24 protein-coding genes are annotated in these 24,898 nt (G+C 63.9%); 11 read left to right on the top strand and 13 right to left on the bottom strand.

Annotation, left to right across the window (positions count from 1 at the left end; genetic code table 11):
• Positions 1-52 precede the first annotated feature (52 nt).
• Both purB and ACCQ06_RS09185 read right to left on the bottom strand, forming a co-directional pair.
• The gene (gene purB / locus ACCQ06_RS09180) at positions 53-1,420 is read right to left on the bottom strand and encodes an adenylosuccinate lyase (RefSeq protein ID WP_316691854.1); all 1,368 of its coding nucleotides are present in this window, start codon (positions 1,418-1,420) and stop codon (positions 53-55) included.
• Between the two features lie 35 nt (positions 1,421-1,455).
• Positions 1,456-2,778: a hemolysin family protein gene (locus ACCQ06_RS09185; RefSeq protein ID WP_316691855.1), complete on the bottom strand. Its 1,323-nt coding sequence runs from the start codon at positions 2,776-2,778 to the stop codon at positions 1,456-1,458.
• A gap of 287 nt (positions 2,779-3,065) precedes the next feature.
• Here ACCQ06_RS09185 and ACCQ06_RS09190 point away from each other — a divergent pair, with 287 nt between their 5' ends.
• Positions 3,066-4,472 carry a class II fumarate hydratase gene (locus ACCQ06_RS09190; RefSeq protein WP_228323480.1) on the top strand — a complete coding sequence of 469 codons (1,407 nt, stop codon included), beginning with the start codon at positions 3,066-3,068 and terminating at the stop codon, positions 4,470-4,472.
• Positions 4,473-4,619: 147 nt separating this feature from the next.
• On the opposite strand, the gene ACCQ06_RS09195 is transcribed toward ACCQ06_RS09190, so the two are convergent.
• The 7 genes from ACCQ06_RS09195 to ACCQ06_RS09225 all read right to left on the bottom strand — a co-directional run bounded on the left by ACCQ06_RS09195 (position 4,620) and on the right by ACCQ06_RS09225 (position 9,117).
• A complete protein-coding gene (locus tag ACCQ06_RS09195; RefSeq protein WP_104613883.1) occupies positions 4,620-5,042 on the bottom strand; it encodes a hypothetical protein in 423 nt (140 codons plus the stop codon).
• 206 nt (positions 5,043-5,248) lie between these two features.
• On the bottom strand, positions 5,249-5,782 hold the full coding sequence (locus ACCQ06_RS09200) for a DUF2884 family protein (protein WP_104613882.1): 534 nt from the start codon (positions 5,780-5,782) through the stop codon (positions 5,249-5,251).
• Positions 5,783-5,814: 32 nt separating this feature from the next.
• On the bottom strand, positions 5,815-6,639 hold the full coding sequence (locus ACCQ06_RS09205; RefSeq protein ID WP_316691859.1) for a DUF4097 family beta strand repeat-containing protein: 825 nt from the start codon (positions 6,637-6,639) through the stop codon (positions 5,815-5,817).
• A gap of 9 nt (positions 6,640-6,648) precedes the next feature.
• On the bottom strand, positions 6,649-7,635 hold the full coding sequence (locus tag ACCQ06_RS09210) for an ABC transporter permease (RefSeq protein WP_104613880.1): 987 nt from the start codon (positions 7,633-7,635) through the stop codon (positions 6,649-6,651).
• Positions 7,632-8,507, bottom strand: a complete 876-nt coding sequence (locus ACCQ06_RS09215; RefSeq protein ID WP_005988449.1) for an ABC transporter ATP-binding protein — start codon at positions 8,505-8,507, stop codon at positions 7,632-7,634. Before ACCQ06_RS09215 ends, ACCQ06_RS09210 begins: the two co-directional genes overlap by 4 nt.
• Entirely contained in the window at positions 8,504-8,866 is a 363-nt protein-coding gene (locus tag ACCQ06_RS09220; protein ID WP_005988451.1) for a GntR family transcriptional regulator, read from the bottom strand. Before ACCQ06_RS09220 ends, ACCQ06_RS09215 begins: the two co-directional genes overlap by 4 nt.
• Before the next feature lie 2 nt (positions 8,867-8,868).
• The gene (locus tag ACCQ06_RS09225) at positions 8,869-9,117 is read right to left on the bottom strand and encodes a hypothetical protein (RefSeq protein ID WP_055844822.1); all 249 of its coding nucleotides are present in this window, start codon (positions 9,115-9,117) and stop codon (positions 8,869-8,871) included.
• A 135-nt stretch (positions 9,118-9,252) separates the two neighbouring features.
• Between ACCQ06_RS09225 and ACCQ06_RS09230 the strand changes: the two genes are divergently transcribed.
• From ACCQ06_RS09230 to ACCQ06_RS09275, 10 genes are all read left to right on the top strand, one after another.
• Positions 9,253-9,810: a glutathione peroxidase gene (locus tag ACCQ06_RS09230; protein ID WP_228323477.1), complete on the top strand. Its 558-nt coding sequence runs from the start codon at positions 9,253-9,255 to the stop codon at positions 9,808-9,810.
• A gap of 90 nt (positions 9,811-9,900) precedes the next feature.
• Positions 9,901-10,872, top strand: coding sequence for an FKBP-type peptidyl-prolyl cis-trans isomerase (locus ACCQ06_RS09235; RefSeq protein ID WP_104613877.1), 972 nt, complete (start codon positions 9,901-9,903; stop codon positions 10,870-10,872).
• Between the two features lie 24 nt (positions 10,873-10,896).
• Positions 10,897-12,243 (top strand): UDP-glucose dehydrogenase family protein, encoded by a 1,347-nt coding sequence (locus ACCQ06_RS09240; protein WP_228323476.1) that lies wholly within the window; start codon positions 10,897-10,899, stop codon positions 12,241-12,243.
• On the top strand, positions 12,236-12,472 hold the full coding sequence (locus ACCQ06_RS09245) for a SlyX family protein (RefSeq protein WP_024939344.1): 237 nt from the start codon (positions 12,236-12,238) through the stop codon (positions 12,470-12,472). The genes ACCQ06_RS09240 and ACCQ06_RS09245 overlap by 8 nt, the downstream gene beginning before the upstream one ends.
• A gap of 18 nt (positions 12,473-12,490) precedes the next feature.
• Positions 12,491-13,228: a DUF2058 domain-containing protein gene (locus ACCQ06_RS09250; RefSeq protein ID WP_323707078.1), complete on the top strand. Its 738-nt coding sequence runs from the start codon at positions 12,491-12,493 to the stop codon at positions 13,226-13,228.
• A 430-nt stretch (positions 13,229-13,658) separates the two neighbouring features.
• Positions 13,659-14,507, top strand: coding sequence for a transporter (locus tag ACCQ06_RS09255; RefSeq protein ID WP_316691871.1), 849 nt, complete (start codon positions 13,659-13,661; stop codon positions 14,505-14,507).
• Between the two features lie 175 nt (positions 14,508-14,682).
• Complete coding sequence (locus ACCQ06_RS09260; RefSeq protein WP_104613873.1) at positions 14,683-15,822, top strand: LacI family DNA-binding transcriptional regulator; 1,140 nt, start codon at positions 14,683-14,685, stop codon at positions 15,820-15,822.
• 13 nt (positions 15,823-15,835) lie between these two features.
• On the top strand, positions 15,836-17,146 hold the full coding sequence (gene fucP / locus ACCQ06_RS09265; protein WP_316691873.1) for an L-fucose:H+ symporter permease: 1,311 nt from the start codon (positions 15,836-15,838) through the stop codon (positions 17,144-17,146).
• The gene (locus ACCQ06_RS09270; protein ID WP_316691875.1) at positions 17,143-18,129 is read left to right on the top strand and encodes a carbohydrate kinase family protein; all 987 of its coding nucleotides are present in this window, start codon (positions 17,143-17,145) and stop codon (positions 18,127-18,129) included. The genes fucP and ACCQ06_RS09270 overlap by 4 nt, the downstream gene beginning before the upstream one ends.
• Entirely contained in the window at positions 18,126-19,331 is a 1,206-nt protein-coding gene (locus ACCQ06_RS09275; protein ID WP_228323471.1) for an AGE family epimerase/isomerase, read from the top strand. Before ACCQ06_RS09270 ends, ACCQ06_RS09275 begins: the two co-directional genes overlap by 4 nt.
• Positions 19,332-19,479: 148 nt before the next feature.
• On the opposite strand, the gene metH is transcribed toward ACCQ06_RS09275, so the two are convergent.
• From metH to ACCQ06_RS09295, 4 genes are read right to left on the bottom strand one after another with little or no spacing between them, the layout of a single operon-like run.
• Complete coding sequence (gene metH / locus ACCQ06_RS09280; protein WP_316691877.1) at positions 19,480-22,233, bottom strand: methionine synthase; 2,754 nt, start codon at positions 22,231-22,233, stop codon at positions 19,480-19,482.
• Positions 22,230-22,688, bottom strand: a complete 459-nt coding sequence (locus tag ACCQ06_RS09285) for a hypothetical protein (protein ID WP_316691879.1) — start codon at positions 22,686-22,688, stop codon at positions 22,230-22,232. The genes metH and ACCQ06_RS09285 overlap by 4 nt, the downstream gene beginning before the upstream one ends.
• Positions 22,685-23,824, bottom strand: coding sequence for a homocysteine S-methyltransferase family protein (locus ACCQ06_RS09290; protein WP_104613867.1), 1,140 nt, complete (start codon positions 23,822-23,824; stop codon positions 22,685-22,687). Before ACCQ06_RS09290 ends, ACCQ06_RS09285 begins: the two co-directional genes overlap by 4 nt.
• The gene (locus ACCQ06_RS09295; RefSeq protein WP_316691882.1) at positions 23,824-24,816 is read right to left on the bottom strand and encodes an ArsR/SmtB family transcription factor; all 993 of its coding nucleotides are present in this window, start codon (positions 24,814-24,816) and stop codon (positions 23,824-23,826) included. Before ACCQ06_RS09295 ends, ACCQ06_RS09290 begins: the two co-directional genes overlap by 1 nt.
• Positions 24,817-24,898: the final 82 nt, after the last annotated feature.

Raw genomic sequence — 24,898 nt, forward strand, 5'->3', positions numbered from 1 at the left:
GTGAGCGAAATGCCGGGCCCACTCGGCACGCCTGACGTTGTTGAGAGCGTTCTTAGATCGCGCGCGCCAGCTGCTCGGCCAGGCCGGTGTAGCCGCCCGGAGTGAGCGCACGCAGACGCTGCTTGTCCTCGTCGGGCAGCTGCAGGCTTTCCACGAAGGCCTGCATCGAGGCGGCGGTGATGCCGTGGCCGCGCGTCAACGCTTTCAATTGTTCGTATGGGTTGGGCAGGCCGTGGCGGCGCATCACCGTCTGCACGGCTTCGGCCAGCACTTCCCAGGCCGCGTCCAGATCGGCATCCAGGCGCTGCGGGTTGACGGTCAGCTTGCCCAGGCCCTTGGCCAGCGAATCCAGTGCCACCTGAGTGTGGCCGAACGCGGTGCCCAATGCGCGCAGCACGGTGGAATCGGTGAGATCGCGCTGCCAGCGGCTGATCGGCAGCTTGGCCGAGAAGTGCTCGAACAATGCATTGGCAACGCCGAAATTGCCTTCGGCATTTTCAAAGTCGATCGGGTTGACCTTGTGCGGCATCGTGGACGAGCCGACTTCGCCTTCTTTCAGCTTCTGCTTGAAATATCCCAGCGAGATGTAGCCCCAGATATCGCGCGACAGGTCGATCAGGATGGTGTTGGCGCGGCGTGTGGCGTCGCCGATTTCGGCCACGTTGTCGTGCGGCTCGATCTGGGTGGTGTAGGGGTTGAACACCAAACCCAGGCTCTCCACGAAACGCTGCGCAAATGCGGCCCAATCCAGCTGTGGGTACGAGACCAGGTGCGCGTTGTAGTTGCCCACCGCGCCGTTGATCTTGCCGGTGAGTTCCACCGCCGCGATCTGCTTGCGCTGGCGCTCCAGGCGCGCGACCACGTTGGCGATTTCCTTGCCCAGCGTGGTGGGCGAGGCAGTCTGGCCGTGCGTGCGCGACAGCATCGGTTGCGCGGCCTGCGCGTGCGCCAGGCTGCGCAATGTTGCGGCCAGGCCGTCCAGCGTGGGCAGCAGCACGTCGCGGCGCGCCTGCTCCAGCATCAAGCCGTAGCTGAGGTTGTTGATGTCTTCGCTGGTGCACGCGAAGTGCACGAACTCCAGTGCCGGGCCCAGCTCGGCATCGTCCTTGAGTTGTTCCTTGATGAAGTACTCCACCGCCTTGACGTCATGGTTGGTGGTGCGCTCGATCTCCTTGACCCGTGCGGCGTGGGTCACGCTGAAGTCGTCGGCCAGCGCGCGCAGGCGCTGACTGGCGGCGGCCGAGAACGGCGCCAGCTCGGCGATGCCCGGTTCGGCGGCCAGGGCCAGCAACCATTCGATCTCGACCTTGACCCGCGCCCTGATCAGGCCGTATTCGGAAAAGATCGGGCGCAGCGCGTCCACCTTGGAGGCGTAGCGGCCGTCGAGCGGGGACAGGGCGAGCAGGGCGGAATCCGACATGGGGAGGGCACTGGGAAGCTGGCGGGGCCGATATTCTACGCCGCCCCGACGCCCGCTTCGCCCACCGGCCGCACCGTCACCGCCTGGATGCGGTGGCCGGCCATGCGCCGTACGATCAGCGCGTGGCCGTCCAGTTCCAGGGTTTCGCCTTCTTCTGGCAGCCGCTGCAGCTGATGCACGATCAGCCCGCCGACCGAATTGATATGGTCCGGGGCGCTCAGGTCCTGGCCCAGCAAGCGTTCCAGGCGGAAGATCGAGGTGCTGCCGGCGACCAGCAGCGAGCCGTCCTGGCTGCGCACCGGAGCGTCGCGCACCACATGGCGGTGCTCGTCCTCGATCTCGCCGACCACCACTTCCAGCAGGTCTTCCAGGGTGAAGAAGCCCAGGATGCGGCCTTCGTCCTCCACGCACAGCGCCAGATGGGTGGTGCCGCTGCGGAACTGCTCCAGCGCGCTGGGAATGGGGGTTTCCAGAGACAGCAAGGTGGGTGGTCGCAGCAACGGACGCAGGTCGTCCAGGTCTTGGCCGCGCGCCATCGCCACCAGCAGATCCTTGGTATGCAGGATGCCCAGCACCTGTTCGCCATCGGTGTCGAACCAGGGGTAGCGGCTGTAGCGCGACTCGCTGAACTCGGCCAGCACCGCGTCCAGGTTCATGTCCTCGCGCAGGCTGCGCATATGCTCGCGGGGGCGCATCAGGTCGCCGGCCACCAGATCTGGCAGTTCCAGCGCATGGCTCATCAGCGCCAGCCCATGATCGGCGGTGGGCGCGTTGGGGTCCTGGCGCCCGACGATCAGCTTGAGTTCTTCGCGCGAATAGCGGTGCGACTGGTGCTCCACATCGCCCCAGCCCAGCAGGCGCAGCAGCCGGTTGGCGCTGGTGTTGAGTACCCAGATTGCCGGGTACATCGCCCAGTAAAAAACGTACAACGGCGCGGCCGTCCACAACGACATGCGCTCCGGGCGCCGGATCGCCATGGTCTTGGGCGCCAGTTCGCCCAGCACGATGTGCAGGAACGAAATCAGGCTGAAGGCGATTGCCAGGGCGGTGAACTGCGCAGCGTCCTCGGACATGCCCAGCACATCGAACAACGGCTGCAGCAGATGCGCGAATGCAGGTTCGCCGACCCAGCCCAATCCCAGCGACGCCAGGGTGATGCCGAGCTGGCATGCCGACAGATACGCATCCAGATGCGCGTGCACGCCCAGCAACAGACGCCCACGCCAGCCATGGGTCTGTGCCAGCCCCACCGCCTGGGTGTGCCGCAGTTTGACCAGGGCGAATTCGGCGGCAACGAAGAATCCGTTCAACAGCACCAGCAACAGCGCGACGATCAACAGCAGCACATTACCGAGCATGGTCGCCTCCGCGCGTTGCAGGTGCGGCGGGTGAATGCATCAATGCAGGCATTTGCGTGGTGGTGCGGGGTGCAGCGAAGCAGCGCGCGCGCAGTGCGTTTCTACAGTCAGGGTCGTCGCCCATGGCGGCGTGGTACCTCGTATGGATCAGCAGTGAGTCTAGTCCACGCGCCGCGATGACATCGTTGCAACGCTGACAGCGAGTATCGTAGTGACCCTCGCAAGCGTGGGTGCGCCCGCTGCCAGCCATTGCGTCACCACAATCCAACACTGTGCGGAGAAGGCAGATGAGCGAACGTTTCAGGACCGAACACGACAGCATGGGCGAATTGCAGGTGCCCGCCGATGCGTTATGGGGCGCGCAGACCCAGCGCGCCGTGCAGAATTTTCCGGTGTCTGGTCAGCCGATGCCGCGCGGCTTCATTCGCGCGCTGGGCTTGATCAAGGCCGCCGCCGCCGGTGTCAATGCCGAGCTCGGGCTGTTGCCGAAGTCGATCAGCAAGACCGTGCAGGCCGCGGCATTGCAGGTCGCCGACGGCACGCATGACGCGCAGTTTCCGATCGATGTGTATCAGACCGGCTCGGGTACCTCGTCCAACATGAATGCCAACGAGGTGATTGCCACACTGGCCACGCGCGCCGGCAAGGACGCGGTGCATCCCAACGATCACGTCAATCTCGGCCAGAGTTCCAACGATGTGGTGCCCACCGCGATCCGTGTGTCGGCGTTGCTTGCGGTGCAGGAACACCTGCAGCCGGCGCTCAAGCATCTGCGCAAGACCATCGACAAGCGCGCCAGGTCGCTGGACAAGATCGTCAAGACCGGCCGGACGCATTTGATGGATGCGATGCCGCTGACGTTCGGGCAGGAATTCGGGGCTTGGTCTGCGCAATTGCGTTCGGCGCAGGACCGGCTCGACGATGCGCTCAAGCGGCTGCGCCGTCTGCCGCTGGGCGGCACCGCGATCGGGACCGGCATCAACGCCGACCCGCGCTTCGGCGGCAAGGTGGCCAAGGCTCTGTCGAGCCTGAGCGGCGCCAAGTTCGAGAGCGCGGAAAACAAGTTCGAAGGCCTGGCCGCGCAGGACGATGCGGTGGAATTGTCCGGCCAGCTCAACGCGCTGGCGGTGGCGCTGATCAAGATCGCCAACGATCTGCGCTGGATGAACGCCGGCCCGTTGGCGGGCCTGGGCGAGATCGAATTGCCGGCGCTGCAGCCGGGCAGCTCGATCATGCCGGGCAAGGTCAACCCGGTGATTCCCGAGGCGACCGTGATGGCCTGCGCGCAGGTCATCGGCCACCACACCGCGATCACCGTGGCGGGGCAGACCGGCAACTTCCAGTTGAACGTGACGCTGCCGTTGATCGCCTACAACCTGCTGGATTCGATCACCCTGCTGGGCAACGTGTCGCGCCTGTTGGCCGATACCGCCATCGCTGGATTGAAGGTGCGTCAGGACCGCGTCCGCGAGGCATTGGACCGCAATCCGATCCTGGTCACCGCACTCAACCCGATCATCGGGTACGAAAAAGCCGCAGCCATCGCCAAGCGCGCCTACAAGGAACAGCGGCCGGTGCTGGAGGTGGCCCTGGAAGACAGCGGGCTCAGCGAAGCGGACCTGCGCCGTTTGCTGGATCCTGCTGCACTGACGCGTGGTGGCATCCAGGCCGGCAGCAGTGGCGGCGGTGGCTGATCACCGCAATGCGCGTGTGTGCGTAGGAGCGCACCTGGCGCGATGGGGGCGTTATCGATAAAGCCCCGTCGCGCTCGGGCGCGCTCCTATGCTGGGTTCTAGCCTTCCGTTCTTGCGAATCAGAGTTTTCGCGTGCTTCGCTAATACTCAGTGCCGCTCGGCCTGCACGTTGCCGAAACTTTCGCGGTACGGCTGCAGCGACGGGATTTCATCCAGCAATTCGTTGCTGAGCGTTTGGATCTCCGGCGTGGCGGTCAGCTTGATCGACTTGTACTCGGGGTCCGCGCCAGCGGCATTGACGGCCTGCTGGCGCAGCATCTGCAAATGCCCGAACAGCAACTGCAGCTTGGCGCGGGTCGGTTCCTTCTGCGGCAGCGCGATATCGTCGATCTTGAGCGTGCCGTCGGGCGTGATTTCCGCATTGGCAGCCGGCGGGCGGCGGATCATCACCGACTGGGTGGTGATGGCAACGCGCGGCTTGCCGCGTTCGGCGCGACGGGACGACTGGTCGCCACAGGCGGCAAGGGTGCACAGCAGCAGCGCCATGCAGAGCATCACGAACTTGTTCATGGGGTCGATCGGTCGTGGGAAGCGTCTAGTGTAATCCGCCCCCGCGCTATCGATCAGCGCGGCGGCCAGCCGGACCGGCTGACAAAATGTCGCAGGTCCCGCCTCTGCGCCATGGCGTGCGCCCAAAAACCGCATGATCCCGCGCGTCTTTGGGTTGCTGACAGCCGCTGCACTTGTCGGCGACGACGCAGCTGCTGTGGCCCCCGTCATTCCTTACGGCAATCGTCGACGTCGTGCTGGGTGAGGGTGGAGTAAGGCGCAAACGCCGGCACCAGCTGCACGGCGGCGTCCTGGGCGGTGCGTAGCTTGCCCAGCTGGTCGCAGATGCGCAGGGCGTTTTGCTTGAAGGCTTCGCCGTCGGCCTGGATCTTGTCGCCCATCTTCTCCACGTTGCCGCTGAGCACGCCCTTGAGCGCTTCGCCCGCGGCATGCGCACCGAACGCGGCGCCCTGCGTGCCGATGTCGATGCCCTTGTTGGCCACCGCGTGCACCTGCGCGTAATAGCCGCGCATTGCCTGGCGCTGTGCATCGTTCAGGGCCACCGGCTTGCCCCCGATGCTGAGCGTGCCATCCATGCCGATGGTGGCAGCAGGCAAGGTGTCGCGCTTGAGCGTCAGGCGCTTGCCATCGAACGTCACGCCGCTGCCCTGGATGTGCGCCGAGCCGTCGACGGCGACCTCTGGCCTGCCGCAGCCAACCAGCAGTGCACCGACCAACACCGCAGAGAGAAATGATTTCATCAGCAGTCCCCTTCGAATCGTGGATGAAGTGATCAGCGCTCGCCCGGCACGCGCGTGGTGCCGGCGACGTCCTTGATATTGATATCGCCGCTGCCATTGCGTGCAACGCTCACATCGCCGCTCACTTTGCGCACGTTGAGCGCGCCGGAATTGATCGCCTCGACGGTGATGTTTCCCCGCACGTCGTTGAGCTCCATATCGCCGGACCCGATCGTGCCGACCTTGATGCTGCCGGCCACATCGCGCAGCGTGACGTCGCCCGAGCCCACCTTGCCGATCTCCGCCGCCCCGTGGATCTGCTTGGCCTTCAGATCGCCCGAGCCCACGGCCAGGACAAGGAGCGCGCCGATGTCTTCCATTTCGATGTCGCCCGAGCCCACCTTGGCGGTGACTCGCCCTTTGCTATGGCGAATGGACACATCGCCGGAGCCGACATCCGCACTCACTGCAGCGGCGCCGGTGATGTCGGCATCGCCGGAGCCCACATCCAACTGCACCAGCAGGTGATTGGGCACGCTGCCGCGCAGGTCCAGATACGAATAGTTTTCGCCGACGGACATACGCAGCAGGCGGTCGTCCGCCAGCGTCACCACCAGCCGGTCGCCAACCCGCTTCTGGGTGACGGTCAGGCTCTTGAGCCCATCGGCCTTGGCCGCACAGGCGCGGCCGTGCAGACGGCTGCCACTGCCGGGCGCCGCGTCCAGGTGCAGGTCGTTGGAACCGACGTCGAACAACACCGATTTCACTCCCGCAAGCTGCAGCTCCAGGCTGCGTGGCTCGGAGAATTTGCACTGCTCCTCGGCCACCGCGGTGCCGGGCAATGCGAACAGGATGGCCAGGGTCAAAGGCAGGCGCATGGAGTGTCCTCAGGCTTCGGAGCGCCGACGGCGCAGATAGATGGAAGCGGCGATCAGCGCGATGCCGATGGCGGCACCGATCCAGATGTCGGGGTCGCCATAGACCCGCGAACTGTCGGTGTGCTGCAACGCCCATTGCACCAGGTCGCTGGGGTTCTTCATCGCGCTGCTATCCAGGTTGCCGCTGACGGCAAGCGGCGACCACGTGCCTGGCAGGGCGCTGAGCAGGCCGCGATAGCCAACGATGTACCAGATGTCGCCAATCGGCAGCGACACGCCAGGCATCGCTGCCAGAATGCTCAACATCACGCAGGCCAGCAGCGGAAACAGCACTGCCCACAGGAACGGCTTGCTGCCGGCCCAGGCCGAGCAGAACATCAGCCAGCCGATGGTCGGCAACGACCACAACAGGCTCATCGGCACGGTCTTCAACAGCAGCCACAGCAACGCGAACGGATGCGAGTGGGTGGCCATCGCCCAGGGGCTGGGCACGCCTGCGATCGATGCGCCAACGATGGCGATCAACCATAACGCCAGGCCGACCGCCGTCCCGATCACGATGGAAATCAGCGGCGCCAGCAGCAAGGCCCAGGCGGCCTTGGACAATACGGTCTGTACGTCGGACACCGGCAACGATTTCCAGAACAGCACGCTGCGGTCGCGTCGATCGTCGTAAAGGCTGCCAAGCGCGTAGAAGAACACCACGAACGCCAGGACCACCGAGGCGATGCCGATGCCGCCGAGCAGCAGTCCATCGCCGACCTGGCCCAGGGTGCGCGTGTATTCGGCCAGATCGTCCATCCGGATGCTGTCGCCGGTCATGTTGCGACGTGCGCTGATCGCGCCGATCACCGCGCCCAGCAGCGCAAAGAACACCGCGATGCCGCCGGTGATCACCTGCGCCCAGACGAAGCCGCCGCGGTGTTCCCAGTATTCGCGTTTGAGCAGCCAGCCGAAGGTGCGGGCGGGCGATGCGTGGTTGGTCATGGCATTCATGCGTAGGTCCCCTTCATGACGGCAACAAACAGGTCGGCCAGGCCGGGATTGCGGGTTTCGCCGAAGCGGGCGAGCTGATCCTTGGGTACGCCATCGAACAGCATCACGGTCTTGCCGAAGGGCAGGGCGCGTTCGTCGATCGGGGTCAGGGCGCGCGCAGTCTCCAGGTGTTCGGCACCGACCAGCACTTCGGTGTAGCGCTGCGCCACGTCTTCCATGTCGGCGGTGAGTACGATGCGGCCGTCGCGGATGAACATCACATCAGTGAGGATGTGTTCGATCTCTTCGACCTGGTGGGTGGTGACGATGATGGTCTTCTGCTCGTCGAAGTAATCCTCCAGCAAGCGCTGGTAGAACTGCTTGCGATACAGGATGTCCAGGCCCAGCGTGGGCTCGTCCAGCACCAGGATGCGCGCATCGATGGCCATCACCAGCGCCAGATGCAGCTGCACGATCATGCCCTTGGACAACTCGCGGACCCGCGATTTGCGATTGAGCTGGGTGTTGGCCAAAAAGCGCTCGCACTTGGCGCGATCGAAACGCGGATGCACGCCCGCCACGAAGTCGATCGCTTCGCCCACCCGCAACCAGCGCGGCAACACCGCCACGTCGGCGATGAAGCAGACCTCGTTCATCAGCGCGTTGCGCTCGGTGCGCGGGTCCATGCCAAGCACCTTCAAGTCGCCGTCGAAGTCGGTCAGGCCCAGCACGGCCTTGAGCGCGGTGGTCTTGCCGGCACCGTTGGGGCCGATCAATCCGACGATGCGGCCGGGGGCGATGGTGAAGCTGGTGTTGTCCAGCGCCAGCCGATGTTTGTAGGCCTTGCGCAGGCCACGTGCGTCGACGACATGGTCGGTGGAGACGGCGGTCATGGTGTTTTCCCCTGTGGCAACAGATCGTCGATGGACAGGCCCAGGCGCTGGATGCGTTCCAGTACCGCCGGCCATTCTTCGTTCAAGAAGCGGTCGCGTTCGCTTCCGCGCAGCTTCTGTGCGGCTTCCGGGGTCATGAACATGCCCAGACCGCGGCGTTTTTCCACCAGGTTCTCGTCGGCCAACTCCTGGTAGGCGCGCGAGACGGTGATGGGATTGAGTTGGTAGTCCGCCGCCACCTGGCGCACCGAAGGCAGGGCGTCGCCGGGTTTGAGGATTCCATCGAGCATCATGGCAATAACCCGTTCCTTGAGTTGGCGGTAGATGGGAGCGCCGTCGCTCCATTGGATGTCGTTCATGATCAGCTCCGTGGACGCAGAACCTGCGCGAAGGAGAAATAGGGCATCGACAGCGAAGCGCGCAGGTGCCGGCCAGGCCGGGTGCGCTCCTCGGGGGGAGTTGTCGCGTTTTCCGTAACCGCCTCCGACACGCCATAATCGGCGCCGGACTCCGTGACCTGACTGGAAGCGGCTCCCAGCCAACCAATGGCAAACAGGGTGCTGCCGAACAGCAACAGCGGAACTGGTCGCGTGACACGTGTGCTGTTCATGCTTTCCCCCTGCGTTGGATGACTGGTGTTGTATTAAACTATAACACCGACACGCAGGCAGTCAACTGTCTGTCACACCCAACTGATGGCACCCTGCGCAAAACCCGGTGCCGCATCATCTTCGAGGGCCTGCCAATGCTGCTCAAACGTCTATTGGTCGTTGTATTTGCTGGTTTTTTTGCCAGCTCCGCGCTGGCCGCCACGGCGCCGTTGCTGGATCTGGACTACCGCCCGCTGGCCGGCAAGGCGCCAATCAACCTGAACCGGGGTTACGGCGGCAAGGTGGTGATGGTGGTCAATACCGCCAGCAAATGCGGATACACGCCGCAGTACGAAGGTCTGGAAGCGCTCAACCAACGCTTCGCCAGCCGCGGGTTTGCGGTGTTGGGCTTTCCATCCAACGATTTCCAGGGACAGGAACCCGGATCTGAGAAGCAGATCCAGGAATTCTGCACGCTGACCTATGGCGTCAAGTTCCCGATGTTTGAGAAGGTGCACGTGCTGGGCAAGGATGCGACGCCGCTGTATCAGCGGTTGACGCAGGCAACGGGCGTGGCGCCGGGTTGGAACTTCCACAAGTATTTGATTAGTCGCGATGGGCGGGTGGTGGCGCAGTTCCCCAGCAAGATCAAACCGGACGATCCGAGCGTGCTGGCTGCGATCGAACGCGAGCTCAATGCGCCGTCGCGCTGAGCGCGGCTCTCGCAACGCCGCGTGCGCATGCGACAATGCGTGTTCAGCGCCGTCGGTGGCGTGTCTTTTCACTTTCGGGAAGTGCATCGAATGAAGATGGGAAAGCGCGGCGCGGCGGCGTCGCTACTGATGGTGGCAATGACGGCTTCGATGCCGGCGATGTCGCAGCAACCGGCCGCAGCGGCCACCAAGGAGAAGCCAGTTTTGAATGCATCGTCTGAGAAGAGCACGCGCGACAACGTCAGCTACGCCATCGGTATGGACGTGGCGCGCTCGTTCGAGCCGATTGCCCAGGACATCGATCTGAGCGCCATGCAACGCGCCATCGAAAATGCATTCAAGGGTGGCAAGCCGCTGTTGTCCGACGAGCAGACTCAGGCCACCGATACCGCATTGCGCACCGCACTCGCTGCCCGTAACGGCCAGCAGGTGCCGGGCATGGCGCCGGGTTCCACGCCGGCCACCCCGTCCAAGGAAAATGTCGGCCTGATGCTCGGCGACCGCGCTGTCGGCCCGTCGCTGGCAGGCATCAAGGACGAGATCGATCTGTCGACCCTGATGGAAGCGGTGCGTACCGTGTTCGCCAAGGGCACCACGCGTCTGACCCAGCAGGAAGCGGCCGCCACCATGCAGGCCTTCGCTTCTGCCAAGCAGGGCGCTGCCGGCGCGAAGAATCGCGAAGAAGGCAACGCCTTCCTTGCCAAGAACAAAACCGAAAAAGGCGTGATCACCACCGCGTCCGGCCTGCAGTACATGGTGCTGCGCCAGGGCAGCGGCGAACGCCCGATGCGGACCAGCAAAGTGCGCGTGAACTACGAAGGCAAGCTGCTCAATGGGCAGGTCTTCGACAGTTCGTATCAGCGCGGCCAGCCGGCCGAGTTCGGTCTGGATCAAGTCATTCCCGGTTGGACCGAGGGCGTCGCCTTGATGCCGGTCGGTTCGAAATATCGTTTCTGGATTCCATCCAACTTGGCCTATGGCCCGAACGGCACGCAAGGGGGGCCGATCGGACCGGACGCAACGTTGACGTTCGATGTCGAACTGATGGGTATCCTTCCCTGACCCCCCACAGGAGTACCCCCACCCATGCGAGTTGCGATCTTTGGTACCGGCTATGTTGGTCTTGTCACCGGTACCTGTCTGGCGGAAGTAGGTCATCACGTTATCTGCGTGGATATCGACCAGGCGAAAGTTGATGGTCTCAATCGTGGGGTGATTCCCATCTATGAACCCGGCTTGGAGCCGATGGTGAAAGCCAACCACGCCTCTGGCCGGTTGCGCTTCACCAGCGACGCCGCCGAGGCGATTGCGCACGGCGAAATCACCTTTATCGCCGTAGGCACGCCGCCGGACGAAGATGGCAGTGCCGACCTGCAGTACGTGCTGGCGGTTGCACGCACTGTCGGTCGCCATATCGACGGCCCGTCGGTCGTGGTCAACAAGTCAACGGTGCCGGTCGGGACCGCCGACAAGGTGCGCGCGGCGATCCAGGAAGAGCTGGACGCACGTGGCGTGGACCATGAGTTCGATGTGGTTTCCAACCCCGAGTTCCTGAAAGAAGGCGATGCGGTGGCCGACTGCATGCGTCCGGACCGGATCGTGATCGGCGCCAAGAAGCCGGCTGCGATCGCACGCATGCGTCGTCTGTATGCCCCGTTCAATCGCAACCGCGATCGCATCGTGGAAATGGACGTGCGCTCGGCCGAGCTCACCAAGTACGCGGCCAACGCGATGCTGGCGACCAAGATCAGTTTCATGAACGAGATCGCCAATATCGCCGAGCGTGTCGGTGCGGACGTCGAGCACGTGCGTAACGGTATCGGCTCTGATCCGCGCATTGGCTGGCACTTCATCTATCCCGGTGCTGGTTACGGCGGCTCGTGCTTCCCCAAGGACGTGCAGGCGCTTGCCAAGACGGCAGAGCAGTACGGCATGCAGCCGACCCTGCTCAACGCGGTGGAAAGCGTCAACAACGCGCAGAAGGGGCACCTGTTCGAACTGGTGCAGCGTCATTACGGTGGCGAAGGCGGCAGCATCGCCGGCAAGACCTTCGCGGTGTGGGGCCTGGCGTTCAAGCCCAATACCGACGACATGCGTGCGGCTTCCAGCCGTCGTCTGATGGCGCAGTTGTGGGAAGCCGGTGCCACCGTGCGTGCCTACGACCCGGAAGCCACGCACGAGGCCAAGCGCATCTTCGGCGAGCGCGACGACCTGACCTTCTGCGACGACGCCTTTGCTGCACTGGAAGGCGCCGACGCACTGGTTGTGGTCACCGAGTGGAAGCAATTCCGCAGCCCGGATTTCGGCAAGATCAAGCAGGCATTGAAGGACGACGTCGTGTTCGACGGCCGCAACCTGTATGACCCGCAGGAAATCGAAGCCGCCGGTCTGGCTTACTACGCCATCGGACGAGGCCGTTCGTTGCATGCATGAGCAACTCTCGCCGCGCGACCAGGAACTGGACGCGCGGTTGGTGGAACTGGAAACGCGCCTCTCCTTCCAGGAGCAGGCGCTCAACGAACTGAGTGAAGCGCTTGCGGACGCCCGTTTGACGGGCGCCCGCAACGCCGAACTGATCCGCCACCTGCTCGAGGATCTGGGCAAGGTGCGCTCCACGTTGTTTGCCGATGCAGCGGACGAACCGCCGCCTCCGCACTATTGATTGCAGATTGCCACCGCCATGAGCGATACCTTACGTGACCAGTTGCTTGGCCTGGGCTTCAAGTCCGCGCCCAAGCCCGAACGCAAACCCGACGCACGGCCTGCCGCGCGTCACCATGGCAACGGTGTCAAGCCCGCACCCGGCGGCAACCGGCCGGGTGGCCAGGGCAGGGGACCGCAGCGGCCACACGCCGCTGCGGCGACCGATGCAACCAGCGAACGTAAAAACGATGGCAGGCCCGACCGGCGGCATGATGGCAAGCCGGCAGCGTCGCCACGTCCGCAACATCCCAATGCCGACCGACGCGGCCCCAGGCCGGCGCGCACGCGCGAGGACATCGACCTGGCCAAGGCCTATGCGATTCGTGCGCAACGCGAAAAGGACGAGCGCATCGAAGCCGAGCGCGTGAAGCAGGAAGAAGCACGCCTGCGTCGCGAAGCCAAGGCCAAGCTCGAAGAGCTGCTCAAGGACAAAGGCCTGAACCAGGCCGATGCCGACATCGCTCGGCATTTCCCCTATGGCGGCAAGATCAAGCGCATCTATGTCACCGCCGATCAGCTCAAGGCGCTCAATGCCGGCGAGCTGGGCGTGCTGCAACTCAACGGGCGCTATCTGCTGGTGACCGCGCAGGTGCTCGCCGAAGCCGAATCCGTATTCGCACCGTCGGTGGCCCTGAAGGTGGACCCGAATGCACCGGCAGGCGACGACCCGTACGCCGATCCGAAGTATCAGGTGCCCGACGATCTGGTCTGGTGATGGCGTAATCCAGCGATAATGTGACACGTGGGCACCTGTCGGGTGCCTTTGTGTTTGCGGTGCTTTCGCGGGCCATGCAACGTTTTGGGTGCGCTTACGTCATTCTGGCGCAGCCCGTTTCATAGCGTCTCGTGTACCGCGATTGATCGCTGCACGCTGCATCTAGGGTCGGCCGAAAAATCGATCGCCGCCCGAGCCTGCCATCGACGCACTCTTGTAGGGCGACAAGTAACACGAATAGTCGCAATCACTTACCGAGGCCGAGCATTGCTGTGGATTTGCTTGGATTGCCGTTTCAGCGGCCTGTTGTGGACCAGCGTCGGGAGTACGTTCGCTATACAAGCTGGTCACGGCTGGGGCCGCACTATGCGCGCCATGACAGATTGGCGCACGCAGGCTTTGTGTCTGGTGCGTTGTTGCTCACTTCCCGATGGTGCCGCCTATGTCCATGCCCTCAAAATGTGTGAAGTCCTGCGCTAGCGAATCGGTTTCATCGGCCGCACCTGATGCGCTGCGTTTGCATGCCGGTCGCCTGGTTGCGTCGGCCGGCGTCGTGTTTGCGCTCTGCTGTGGTGTGAGTCCGCAGGCATCTGCGCAGTCGCAAGACGCTCCGGCGTTCGACCGTCCCGGTATCCCGTTCGCTGCCGAGGTGCTGCAGCCCGGCGCATTCGCGTGGGAGCAGGGCTTGCCGGATGCCAGTACCGACCGTGCGGATGGTCAGCGCACAACGCTGTATACCGCCGACACGGTGCTGCGTTTTGGAGTATCCGAGCATGTGGAGCTGCAGCTGGGCAGCGACAGCTACAACTGGCAGCACGGCGGTGGTGCGCGTGTGCGCGGCGGCGGCGATAGCCATGTCGGGTTGAAGGTTGTCTTGCCGTCGCGATCGGAGAGTTTCCATTGGGCGGCACTGGGCACCTATCACGTGCCGACCGGCAGCCCCGCTTTCAGCGATGGCTATTCCCGCGAGCTCGGGGTGACTGCATCTTGGGATCTGGCGCAGCAGCGCGCGTTGGCGTTGTACGTCAACTATGCACGCGACAACGACGGGCACACCTGGACGTTTTCGCCCAACTACACGTTCTTCTCGGGCGAGCATTTCAGCAGTTATGTGGAAGCGGGCCTGGATACCGGTAGCGAGCATTCGCGTGTGGCCGGCGCCGGCGGCGCCTGGCAGCTACCGCATGCGATGCAGCTGGATGTCTCGGTGCTGCGCGGGTTGACCTCGGAAAGCCCGGATTGGCAGGGCGGGATCGGGGTGTCGATCGCCTTTCAGTAATCGGAAGTCGCAGTCCACCATCGCCGATGAGGTCGGTGGCGGCACTTGCGCACGGTGTCTGTGAGCTTGCTCATGCTGCACTGCCGCATGCATTGAAGGGCGGGAAAAGGCTTAATTGGATCGATCCAATTCAAGTCCATTACATGCGCGTTTTTCACCCAGCGGGGTCCGGCGCTTGACGCGTCCCAAGCAGACCTCCGTCGCACCGGAGGCAGGCGACGCGCGCCAGGCACGGCGTGGCGCGGTGACGCTGCGCGATATCGCAGGCGCAATCGGCGTGTCGCGCGCGACTGTGTCGCTGGTGCTACGGGGCAGCCCGCTGGTGCATGCCAGCACGCGCGCGCGGGTGGAAGCCGAGCTGGACCGGCAACATTATGTCTACAACCGGGCCGCAGCCAATCTGCGCCAGCGTACCTCGTCCAGCATCGCGCTGGTCATCAACGATCTGTCCAACCCGTTTTTCGCAGAGTTTGCAGCTGGCGTTGACGAAGCGTTGGGCGCGGCCGGCTATGTGACGCTGCTGGGCAGTACCGGCGAGTCCACGCAACGTCAACAGGCGGTACTGACCTCGTTGATGGAGCACACGCCGGCGGGGATCATCCTGTCGCCCGCCGAGGGCAGCCAGGCGCAGGCGCTGGCGCAGGTGCTCGGCCGCCAGCGCAACGTGGTGCTGTTCAATCGCGAGGTGGACGGGGCCGGTTGGGACCTGTTGGAGCTGGACAACGAGCAGGGTGCGTTTCTGGCCTGCACGCATCTGATTGCACAAGGGCATCGGCACATCGTGTTCTTCGGCGGTCATGCCGAATCCAGCTCGTGCCGGCAGCGTCGTGCCGGCTATACGCGCGCGATGTCCGGTGCGGGTCTGGCGGTGCAGTACGTCGAGTCGGCGCCCAATCGTCAGGACGCTGCACTGTGTGGCACGCGCATGCTCGACAACGCCGACCATACTGCGACCGCGGCGGTTTGCTACAACGACAGCGTTGCGCTTGGGCTGATGGCTGCGCTGGCGATGCACGGCAGTGTGCCGGGTCGCGATTTCGCGGTGACCGGCTTCGACGACATCGCCGAAGCCGCGTTGTTTACCCCGGCGTTGACCACGCTGGCGGCCGATCCGCGTGCGCGCGGCCAGCAAGCGGCGCAGCTGGTGCTGCAGCGCATCGGCAGCCCGGACCTGGCGTCGCAACGGCTGACAGCTGCAGTGGCGCTGAAGGTCCGCGCGAGTAGCGCCTGCGCGCCCTTACTCCTCTCTGTGTCTTCGCAACATCCCGCAAGCGATTCCCCCGTCCATTCCCCCACCAAGGCCTCAGGCCGCTGACCAGGCAACTCCTATGGTTTCCCTTTCCACGCAATCCACTGTGCCAAGCGGCAACAAGGCGCCCGTCAACAACGGCGTCGCGTTGTCGGTGGTCACCACGATCTTTTTCATGTGGGGCTTTCTCACCTGTCTCAACGACATCCTGATTCCGCATCTGAAGGCGGTGTTCGAGCTGAACTTTGCGCAGGCGATGCTGGTGCAGTTCACCTTCTTCGGTGCGTACTTCCTGATGTCGTTGCCGGCCGGTTGGCTGGTCAATCGCCTGGGCTACAAGCAGGGCATCGTGGCCGGGCTGGCGGTGGCGGCGGTCGGTGCGCTGGGTTTCTGGCCGGCGGCGGAACTGCGTGTCTACGGCGCATTCCTGGGGGCGTTGTTCGTGCTGGCGACCGGCATCACCATCCTGCAGGTGGCGGCAAATCCGTATGTCGCGTTGCTGGGTCCGGAGCGCAGTGCCTCCAGCCGGCTGACCCTGGCACAGGCGCTCAATTCGCTGGGGACCGCGATTGCGCCGCTGCTGGGCGGCTGGTTGATCCTCTCCAACACGGTGATGAGTGGCGACCAGCTCAAGGCGTTGCCGGACGCCGAGCAGCTGGCCTATCGCGTGCAGGAAGCGCAAGCCGTGCAAGGCCCCTACATCGGGCTGGGCGTGGTGCTGTTTCTGCTGGCGATCTTCGTGTTTCTGTTCCGTCTGCCCGCGTTGACCGATGCCGGCGCGCAGAAGGAAGAGAGCAAGCATTCGCTGCTGGATGCGCTGCGCCACCCGCATGTGCGCTTCGGTGTGCTGGCGATCTTCTTCTATGTCGGCGCAGAAGTGGCGATCGGCAGCCTGATGGTCAATTACTTCTCGTTGCCTGAGATCGGCGGGTTCACCGAACGCGAGGCGACCAAGTACGTCTCGGCGTACTGGACCTTGGCGATGATCGGCCGCTTCATCGGTTCGGCGTTGTTGGCCAAGCTGTCGCCACGCGTGCTGCTGTCGGTATTTGCGGGCATCAACGCCCTGCTGCTGGGCCTGACCATGGCCAGTGGCGGCATGCTGGCGGTGTATGCGCTGGTGGCGATCGGGCTGTTCAACTCGATCATGTTCCCGACCATCTTTACCCTGGGCATCGAGCGGCTCGGTCCGCTGACCGGGCGCGCATCCAGCCTGTTGATCATGGCCATCGTGGGTGGCGCGATCGTGCCGTATCTGCAGGGCTTGCTGGCGGATCGCATCGGCCTGCATGAGTCGTTCGTGCTGCCGCTGGTGTGCTACCTGTACATCGTGTTTTACGGCATCTGGGGTTCGCGCTTGCGCGGCGCTCTGGCGGAGGCGCGCGCATGAGTGCTGCCAAGAACCAGGTGGTTTGCTTCGGCGAAGCCTTGATCGACATGCTGGCCTTGCCGCAGGCCAGCACCGATGACGCGCGCACCTTCGCACAATATGCCGGCGGTGCGCCGGCCAACGTGGCGGTTGCGGTGGCAAAGCTCGGCGGCGCTGCGCATTTTGTGGGCATGCTCGGGCGCGACATGTTTGGCGATTTCCTGTTGCAGAGTCTGCAGCAGGCCGGCGTTGTCACCGATGGCATCGTGCGCACCGATGAAGCCAAGACCGCGCTGGCGTTTGTAGCGCTGGACGACGCCGGCGAGCGTAGTTTCAGCTTTTACCGGCCACCGGCGGCGGACCTGCTGTTCCGTCCGGAGCACTTTGCCGCAGATGGGTTTGCACAGGCCGCGGTGCTGCACGTGTGCTCCAACAGCATGACCGAGGATGCGATCGCGCAATGCACGCTGGACGGCATGCGCCGCGCGCGTGCCGACGGCGCCATCGTCAGCCTGGACCTCAATCTGCGCCCGATGCTGTGGCCGCAGGATGTGGACCCGGCTGCGTTGCTGTGGGAAGCGCTGGCGCTGGCCGACGTGGTCAAGCTCTCGCGCGAAGAACTGGAGTATCTGGCCGGCACCTTGCATAGCGACGCCAGCGCGGTGACGCAGAAGCTGTGGCAGGGCCACGCGCGCTGGCTGCTGGTCACCGACGGCGGTGGCCCGGTGCATTGGCAGACACGGGGGGATTCCGGCCAGGTGCCGGCGTTCACTGTGCAGGTGCGCGACAGCACCGCGGCTGGCGATGCGTTCGTCGGTGGCTTGCTGTATCAGCTGGCCGCACGTGCGAGCACGCTTGAACACCTGTGCGGCGATGCTGCGGCGATGACGCAGGTGATTAGTTTCGCCGCCGCTGTCGGTGCATTGGCAGTGACGCGCAAGGGCGCGTTCGCCGCGATGCCCAGCATCGATGAAGTCCATTCTCTGATCCAGGAACAAGCATGAGCCCGTTGCCCGCATCTCCCGCCCCCGATTTCCGCTCGGCCGATGTGTTGCGCCAGCATATTGCCGACACCATGGCGTTCTATCACCCGCGCGCGATCGACCCGGCCGGTGGCTTCTTCCAGTATTTCAAGGATGACGGCAGCATCTACGATGCCGGCCACCGGCATCTGGTGAGCAGCACGCGCTTCGTCTTCAACTACGCGATGGCCTATCGCGAATTCGGCAACGCCGAGTACCTGCAAGCGGTGCGTCACGGCCTGGAGTATCTGCGCAACGTGCACCGCAATGCGGCCACTGGCGGGTATGCGTGGACGCTGCGCGATGGCGTGGTCGAAGACGACATGAACCACTGCTACGGCGTGGCGTTCGTGCTGCTGGCGTATTCGTGCGGCCTGAAAGCCGGTATTGCCGAAGCGCGCGAATGGATGGACGAAACCTGGCAGCTGCTGGAAAAGTACTTCTGGGAAGCGGACTTCGGCCTGTATCGCGATGAGGCCGATGCGCAGTTCAACTTCACCCGCTATCGCGGCCAGAACGCCAACATGCACATGTGCGAGGCGATGATCGCCGCCTACGAGGCCAGCGGCGAGCAGCGCTATCTCGATCGTGCGCTGCAGCTGGCCGACACCATGACCCGACGCCAGGCGGCCAAGGCCGATGGGTTGGTGTGGGAGCACTACGACCCGCAATGGAACATCGACTGGGACTACAACCGCGATAACCCCAAGCATCTGTTCCGTCCCTGGGGCTTCCAGCCGGGTCACCAGACCGAGTGGGCCAAGCTGCTGATGCTGCTGGATCGCTACGCGCCGACAGACTGGTTGTTGCCGACTGCGCAGCATCTGTTCGATGTTGCGGTGGATCGCTCCTGGGATGCGCAGCGCGGCGGGCTGTATTACGGCTTCGCACCTGACGGGCAGGTGTGCGATGACGACAAGTATTTCTGGGTGCAGGCCGAGTCGTTGGCTGCAGCGGCCTTGTTGGTGCAGCGCAGTGGCGATGCGCGCTACTGGCAGTGGTACGACAAGCTGTGGGACTACTCCTGGACCCACATGGTCGACCACCGCTACGGCGCGTGGTATCGCATTCTGGATGCGGATAACCGCAAGTACAGCGACGAGAAGAGCCCGGCCGGCAAGACCGATTACCACACCATGGGCGCGTGCTACGAAGTGTTGAACGTGTTGCGTCCAGCAGTTTGATGCGGGTGTGACCGGGCGCGGCCGTCTGTGCGGCCGCGCCATGCTGTAGGAGCGCACCCGGGCGCGATGGGGCTTTATCGGTAAAGCTTGTCGCGTCCGGATGCGCTCCTACGTTGGGTTGGCTGCTGATGGCGATGCCGGCCCGGTGTTATTCCGGGTCGTAATCCAGATTCGATGCCAGCCAGCGTTCGGCCAATGCCAGGGTGATGCCCTTGCGCTTGGCGTAGTCGGCGACCTGTTCCTTGCCCAGCCGCCCGACCACGAAATACTGGCTCTTGGGATGGCTGAAGTAATACCCGGACACCGCTGCAGTGGGCAGCATTGCGAAGCTTTCGGTGAGCGACATGTCCGTGTTGCGTTCGGCATTGAGGAGATCGAACAGCGTGCGTTTTTCGCTGTGTTCCGGGCATGCGGGGTAACCGGGTGCCGGGCGAATGCCGCGATAGCGTTCGGCAATCAAGGCTTCGTTGTCGAGCTCTTCGTTGTCGATGTAGCCCCAGAACTCGATACGTACGCGCTGATGCAGGCGCTCGGCCAAAGCTTCGGCCAGGCGATCGGCCAATGCCTTGAGCAGGATTGAGTTGTAGTCGTCGTGCGCCGCTTCAAAACGCGCAACATGCGGGTCGATACCGATGCCGGCAGTGACCGCAAACCCGCCGATCCAGTCCTGCTTGCCGCTGCTCTTGGGCGCGATGAAATCGGCCAGGCAGAAGTCGGGACGGTCGACGGGTTTGTCGACTTGCTGACGCAAGAAATGCAGGGAATGGGGAATGGAGAATCGGGAATGGTCGGGCGCCGATGCATCGCCTTGCGATTCCCGATTCCCGATTCCCGATTCCGCAGGCTCGGTCAGCGTAACAACATCATCGCCTACTGCATTGGCCGGCCATAGCCCAAACACCGCCTTGGCGGTGAGCCATTTTTCGTCGACGATCTGCTTGAGCATACGTCGCGCGTCGCGATACAGCTCGCTGGCCTGGGTGCCGACGATCTCGTCGCTGAGGATGGCGGGGAATTTGCCGGCCAGCTCCCACGCCTGGAAGAATGGCGTCCAGTCGATCAGCTCGATCAACTCTTGCAGCGGGTAATCGTCGAATACGTGCAGGCCAGGCTGACGCGGAGTGGGCGGTGTGTAGTTAGCCCAATCGCCATCGAAACGCTGTGCGCGTGCCTTTTCCAACGACACCAGCCGCTTTGCATCGCCACGGTTGCGATGGCGTGCGCGGATCTCGGCGTAGTCCGCATCGTTGGCAGCGACGAATGCCTGACGCAGGTCGCGCGAGATCAGCGATTGCGCAACGCCTACCGCACGCGAGGCATCCTTCACCCAGACCGTGGGTGCGGCGTAATGCGGATCGATCTTCAGCGCGGTGTGCGCGCGCGAGGTGGTGGCGCCACCGATCAACAACGGAATCTGAAAACCCTGTCGCTGCATTTCGCGCGCCACATGCGACATCTCTTCCAGCGAGGGCGTAATCAAGCCGGACAACCCGATCAGATCCGCATTTTCTTCGCGCGCACGGTCCAGGATCACCTGTGCAGACACCATCACGCCCAGGTCCACCACATCGAAGTTGTTGCATGCCAACACTACGCCGACGATGTTCTTGCCGATGTCGTGTACATCGCCTTTCACGGTGGCCATGATGATCTTGCCATTGGACTTGCCAACGTCGCCGGTGCGCAGTTTTTCGGCTTCGATAAAGGGGAGCAGATAGGCCACGGCCTTTTTCATCACGCGCGCGGATTTGACCACCTGCGGCAGGAACATCTTGCCGGCGCCGAACAGGTCGCCGACCACGTTCATGCCGTCCATCAGCGGGCCTTCGATCACATCCAGCGGGCGTGTCGATTGCTTGCGCGCTTCTTCGGTGTCGGTTTCCACGTAGGCATCGATGCCATGCACCAGCGCATGCGCCAGGCGTGCACGCACCGGTTTTTCGCGCCAGGCCAGGTCCTCGACCTTGGCCGCGCCCTTGCTGCCCTTGTAGCGTTCGGCGATTTCCAGCAGCCGCTCGGTGCCGTCCTTGCGGCGGTTGAGGATGACGTCTTCCACGCGCTCGCGCAGGTCCGGGTCCAGCTCGTCGTAGATCGGCATACCACCGGCATTGACGATGCCCATGTCCATGCCGGCCTTGATCGCATGGAACAGGAACACCGAGTGAATCGCCTGACGCACCATCTCGTTGCCACGGAAGGAGAACGACACATTCGATACGCCGCCGGAGATGTGGCAATGCGGCAGCGTGCGCTTGATCTCGCGCGTTGCCTCGATGAAGTCCACTGCGTAGTTGTCGTGCTCCTCGATGCCGGTGGCCACGGCAAAGATGTTCGGGTCGAAGATGATGTCTTCCGGCGGGAAACCCACTTGCTCGGTCAGCACCTTGTAGGCGCGCGTGCAGATTTCCACCTTGCGTGCGCAGGTGTCGGCCTGGCCCACTTCATCGAAGGCCATCACCACCGCGGCTGCGCCGTAACGCAGCACCTTGCGCGCCTGCTCGATGAAGACTGCTTCGCCTTCTTTCAGCGAAATCGAGTTGACCACGCTCTTGCCTTGCAGGCATTTCAAGCCGGCTTCGATCACCGTCCATTTGGACGAATCCACCATTACCGGGATACGCGCGATATCCGGCTCGGACATGATCAGATTGAGAAAGCGTGTCATCGCTTTTTCGGAATCGATCAGGCCCTCGTCCATATTGACGTCGAGGATCTGCGCGCCGTTGGCGACCTGCTGGCGCGCCACGTCCACCGCTTCTTCGTAGCGCTCTTCCTTGATCAGCTTGCGGAATTGCGCGCTGCCGGTGACGTTGGTGCGCTCGCCGACGTTGACGAACAGCAGGTCCGGCGTGATGACCAGCGGCTCCAGGCCGGACAGGCGGGTGTAGCGGGGAGTGCTCATGCGATGCTCTGGTGGGCGTCGGACGTGGCGAATGTCCAGGCGAGGCGATGATGGTTGGCGGTCGGCAGGGCGCGGATCGAGAGGCCCCTCATCCGCCCTTCGGGCACCTTCTCCCGCGTGCGGGAGAAGGAAGCTTTCGTCCAGCTGCCGAGCAATGTGCCGTGCTTCTCCCGCGTGCGGGAGAAGGTGGCCTTCGTCCAGGTGCCGAGCAATGCGTCATGCTTCTTCGGCGTGCGGGAGAAGGAAGCTTTCGTCCAGGTGCCGAGCAATGCGTCATGCTTTTCCCGCGTGCGGGAGAAGGTGGCCTTCGTCCACGTGCCGAGCAATCCGTCATGCTTCTTCGGCGTGCGGGAGAAGGAAGCTTTCGTCCAGCTGCCTAGCAATGCGCCGTGCTTCTCCCGCGCGCGGGAGAAGGTGGCGCGCAGCGCCGGATGAGGGCCCACGTTCTGCATCACGCCGCCAGCTCCTGCGCACCCGGCAATTGCCGCGGCGGCAGATCCGCTACCGCTTCGGCAATTGCGCGGATGTGGTCCGGCGATGTACCGCAGCAACCGCCAACCAGATTCAGCAAGCCGGACTGGGCAAATTCGCGCAGCGTCTCGGCCATCTCCTCGGGCGTTTCGTCGTATTCGCCAAACGCATTCGGCAACCCGGCGTTCGGATGCGCGCTGACATAGGCGTCGGCGATCTGCGCCAGCGTTTCCACATGCGGGCGCAGGTCCTTTGCGCCCAGCGCGCAATTCAGCCCCACCGACAGTGGCCGCCCGTGTGCGACCGAGGCGTAGAACGCTTCGGCAGTCTGGCCGGACAGCGTGCGACCGGACGCATCGGTAATGGTGCCGGAGACCATCACCGGCAGGCGCCCGCCGCGTGCTTCGAAGACTTCTTCGATCGCGTACAGCGCGGCCTTTGCATTGAGCGTGTCGAAGATGGTCTCCACCATCAGCGTGTCGGCGCCGCCGTCGATCAAACCCTCGACAGCCTCGCGGTAGGTCGCGCGCAATGCATCGAAACTGGTATTGCGGTAGCCGGGGTCGTTGACGTCCGGGCTGATCGACGCAGTGCGGCTGGTGGGGCCGAGCACACCGATCACAAAGCGCGGTTTGTGCGGCGTCAGCGCTTCGACGGCATCGCAGCATTCACGCGCGACCTGCGCGCCGGCCTTGTTCAATTCGTACACCACGTGTTCCAGGTGATAGTCGGCCTGGCTGACCGAGGTGGCGTTGAACGTGTTGGTTTCCAGCAGATCGGCACCGGCATCCAGATAGGCGCGGTGGATGCCGGCGATGATCTCGGGGCGGGTCAGCAACAACAGATCGTTGTTGCCTTTCAGATCGTGACCTTCCTGCGTGTGGGCGTGATCGCAGCCCGGGCCATGCACATGCGCGCTGTCGTAGCCCTCGGCAAACCGCGTGCCGCGATAGTCGGTTTCCTGCAGATCGTGGCGCTGGATCATGGTGCCCATCGCGCCATCGATGATGAGGATGCGTTCGCGCAGCGCGGCAGTGAGCTTGGCTGCACGGTCCGGGCGCAGCCATGGCAGCGAGAACGGGATTGGGGGTTCGGACTTTGCGATTGGCAGGGATGTCATCAGCCAGTTCTCCGCGCACTCGTGCTGTTGCTTTCAAGCAATCCCGACTCCCGACTTCCGACTCCCGGCTTCATCGCAATCAACGAGATCACTTCGAAATGGGGCGGGCGTTTCTCGCGCGTCACCGTCTCCAGGCTGGACACATCCAGTCCGGCTTTTTCGACGAACTTGCGCAATTCCTTGGCGGCAAACCCGAGATTGACGTGGCCATACGCATGCACGGCCGCGCGGTGTTCGTGCTTGGCCAGGCTGCACAGCAGCAGGCGCCCGCCGGGGCGCAGCACGCGTGCGGATTCGGCCACCGCCTGCGCCGGTTTTGCGGCATAGGTCAGCGCGTGCATCAGCACCACCAGGTCGAAGCTGGCATTGGGGAAGGGCAGCGCATGCATATCGCCTTCGCGCACTTCCACGTTGCGCAGTTTGCGCAAGCGCTCGCTGGCAGCGGCAACCACGCGTGCGCTGGTGTCGATGCAGATGTAGCGGGTGGCATGCGGGGCGACCAGTTCGGCCAGCACGCCGTCGCCGGAGGCGATGTCGAGCACGTCGCCGGTTTCCAGTAAGGGCAGGGCGGTACGCGCCAGCGCTTCCCAGGTGCGGCCGGGCGAGTAGTGCCGCTCCATGTCGCCGGCTACCGAATCGGCCCAGTTCTGGTCGGCGGCGCGGTTGGCCAGCACGGCCGCCACGCGTTCGGCATCCTGGCGCAGCAGCGGGTCGTCGCTACCGGTGCTCAGCGCCAGCCACAGCGCCCGCTGGGCCGGGTCCAGCGACACTTCGTCGAAGCGGTAATACGCCGACACCCCGGCGCGGCGGTCGCGCACCAGCCCGGCTTCCTTGAGCTTGGCCAGGTGAGTGGACACGCGCGGCTGGGCCAGGCGGGTGATGGCCGACAGCTCGGCCACGGTGAGTTCTTCCTGTTCCAGCAGCGCCAGCAGGCGTACCCGGGTGGCGTCGGCAAACACTTTCAGGCGCGCCGACCAGTCTTCCAGATCCATGAATATCTCTATATCGCGATATGGAGATATTTTCGGCCCGGCGGGGTGCGGGGTCAACTACATACGCATGCGAATGGTTGGG

The organism is Xanthomonas sp. NCPPB 4467 (assembly GCF_041475665.2).
Taxonomy (GTDB): domain Bacteria; phylum Pseudomonadota; class Gammaproteobacteria; order Xanthomonadales; family Xanthomonadaceae; genus Xanthomonas; species Xanthomonas dyei.

Coding starts and splice junctions, on each gene's coding strand:
- ACCQ06_RS09185 (WP_316691855.1), bottom strand. CDS start 2,778: ATGCTCGGTAATGTGCTGCTGTTGATCGTCGCGCTGTTGCTGGTGCTG.
- purB (WP_316691854.1), bottom strand. CDS start 1,420: ATGTCGGATTCCGCCCTGCTCGCCCTGTCCCCGCTCGACGGCCGCTAC.
- ACCQ06_RS09220 (WP_005988451.1), bottom strand. CDS start 8,866: ATGAACGACATCCAATGGAGCGACGGCGCTCCCATCTACCGCCAACTC.
- ACCQ06_RS09200 (WP_104613882.1), bottom strand. CDS start 5,782: ATGAAATCATTTCTCTCTGCGGTGTTGGTCGGTGCACTGCTGGTTGGC.
- ACCQ06_RS09275 (WP_228323471.1), top strand. CDS start 18,126: ATGAGCCCGTTGCCCGCATCTCCCGCCCCCGATTTCCGCTCGGCCGAT.
- ACCQ06_RS09290 (WP_104613867.1), bottom strand. CDS start 23,824: ATGACATCCCTGCCAATCGCAAAGTCCGAACCCCCAATCCCGTTCTCG.
- ACCQ06_RS09270 (WP_316691875.1), top strand. CDS start 17,143: ATGAGTGCTGCCAAGAACCAGGTGGTTTGCTTCGGCGAAGCCTTGATC.
- ACCQ06_RS09245 (WP_024939344.1), top strand. CDS start 12,236: ATGCATGAGCAACTCTCGCCGCGCGACCAGGAACTGGACGCGCGGTTG.
- ACCQ06_RS09255 (WP_316691871.1), top strand. CDS start 13,659: ATGGTGCCGCCTATGTCCATGCCCTCAAAATGTGTGAAGTCCTGCGCT.
- fucP (WP_316691873.1), top strand. CDS start 15,836: ATGGTTTCCCTTTCCACGCAATCCACTGTGCCAAGCGGCAACAAGGCG.
- ACCQ06_RS09235 (WP_104613877.1), top strand. CDS start 9,901: ATGAAGATGGGAAAGCGCGGCGCGGCGGCGTCGCTACTGATGGTGGCA.
- ACCQ06_RS09215 (WP_005988449.1), bottom strand. CDS start 8,507: ATGACCGCCGTCTCCACCGACCATGTCGTCGACGCACGTGGCCTGCGC.
- ACCQ06_RS09195 (WP_104613883.1), bottom strand. CDS start 5,042: ATGAACAAGTTCGTGATGCTCTGCATGGCGCTGCTGCTGTGCACCCTT.
- ACCQ06_RS09230 (WP_228323477.1), top strand. CDS start 9,253: ATGCTGCTCAAACGTCTATTGGTCGTTGTATTTGCTGGTTTTTTTGCC.
- ACCQ06_RS09210 (WP_104613880.1), bottom strand. CDS start 7,635: ATGAATGCCATGACCAACCACGCATCGCCCGCCCGCACCTTCGGCTGG.
- ACCQ06_RS09205 (WP_316691859.1), bottom strand. CDS start 6,639: ATGCGCCTGCCTTTGACCCTGGCCATCCTGTTCGCATTGCCCGGCACC.
- ACCQ06_RS09225 (WP_055844822.1), bottom strand. CDS start 9,117: ATGAACAGCACACGTGTCACGCGACCAGTTCCGCTGTTGCTGTTCGGC.
- ACCQ06_RS09250 (WP_323707078.1), top strand. CDS start 12,491: ATGAGCGATACCTTACGTGACCAGTTGCTTGGCCTGGGCTTCAAGTCC.
- metH (WP_316691877.1), bottom strand. CDS start 22,233: ATGAGCACTCCCCGCTACACCCGCCTGTCCGGCCTGGAGCCGCTGGTC.
- ACCQ06_RS09295 (WP_316691882.1), bottom strand. CDS start 24,816: ATGGATCTGGAAGACTGGTCGGCGCGCCTGAAAGTGTTTGCCGACGCC.
- ACCQ06_RS09240 (WP_228323476.1), top strand. CDS start 10,897: ATGCGAGTTGCGATCTTTGGTACCGGCTATGTTGGTCTTGTCACCGGT.
- ACCQ06_RS09190 (WP_228323480.1), top strand. CDS start 3,066: ATGAGCGAACGTTTCAGGACCGAACACGACAGCATGGGCGAATTGCAG.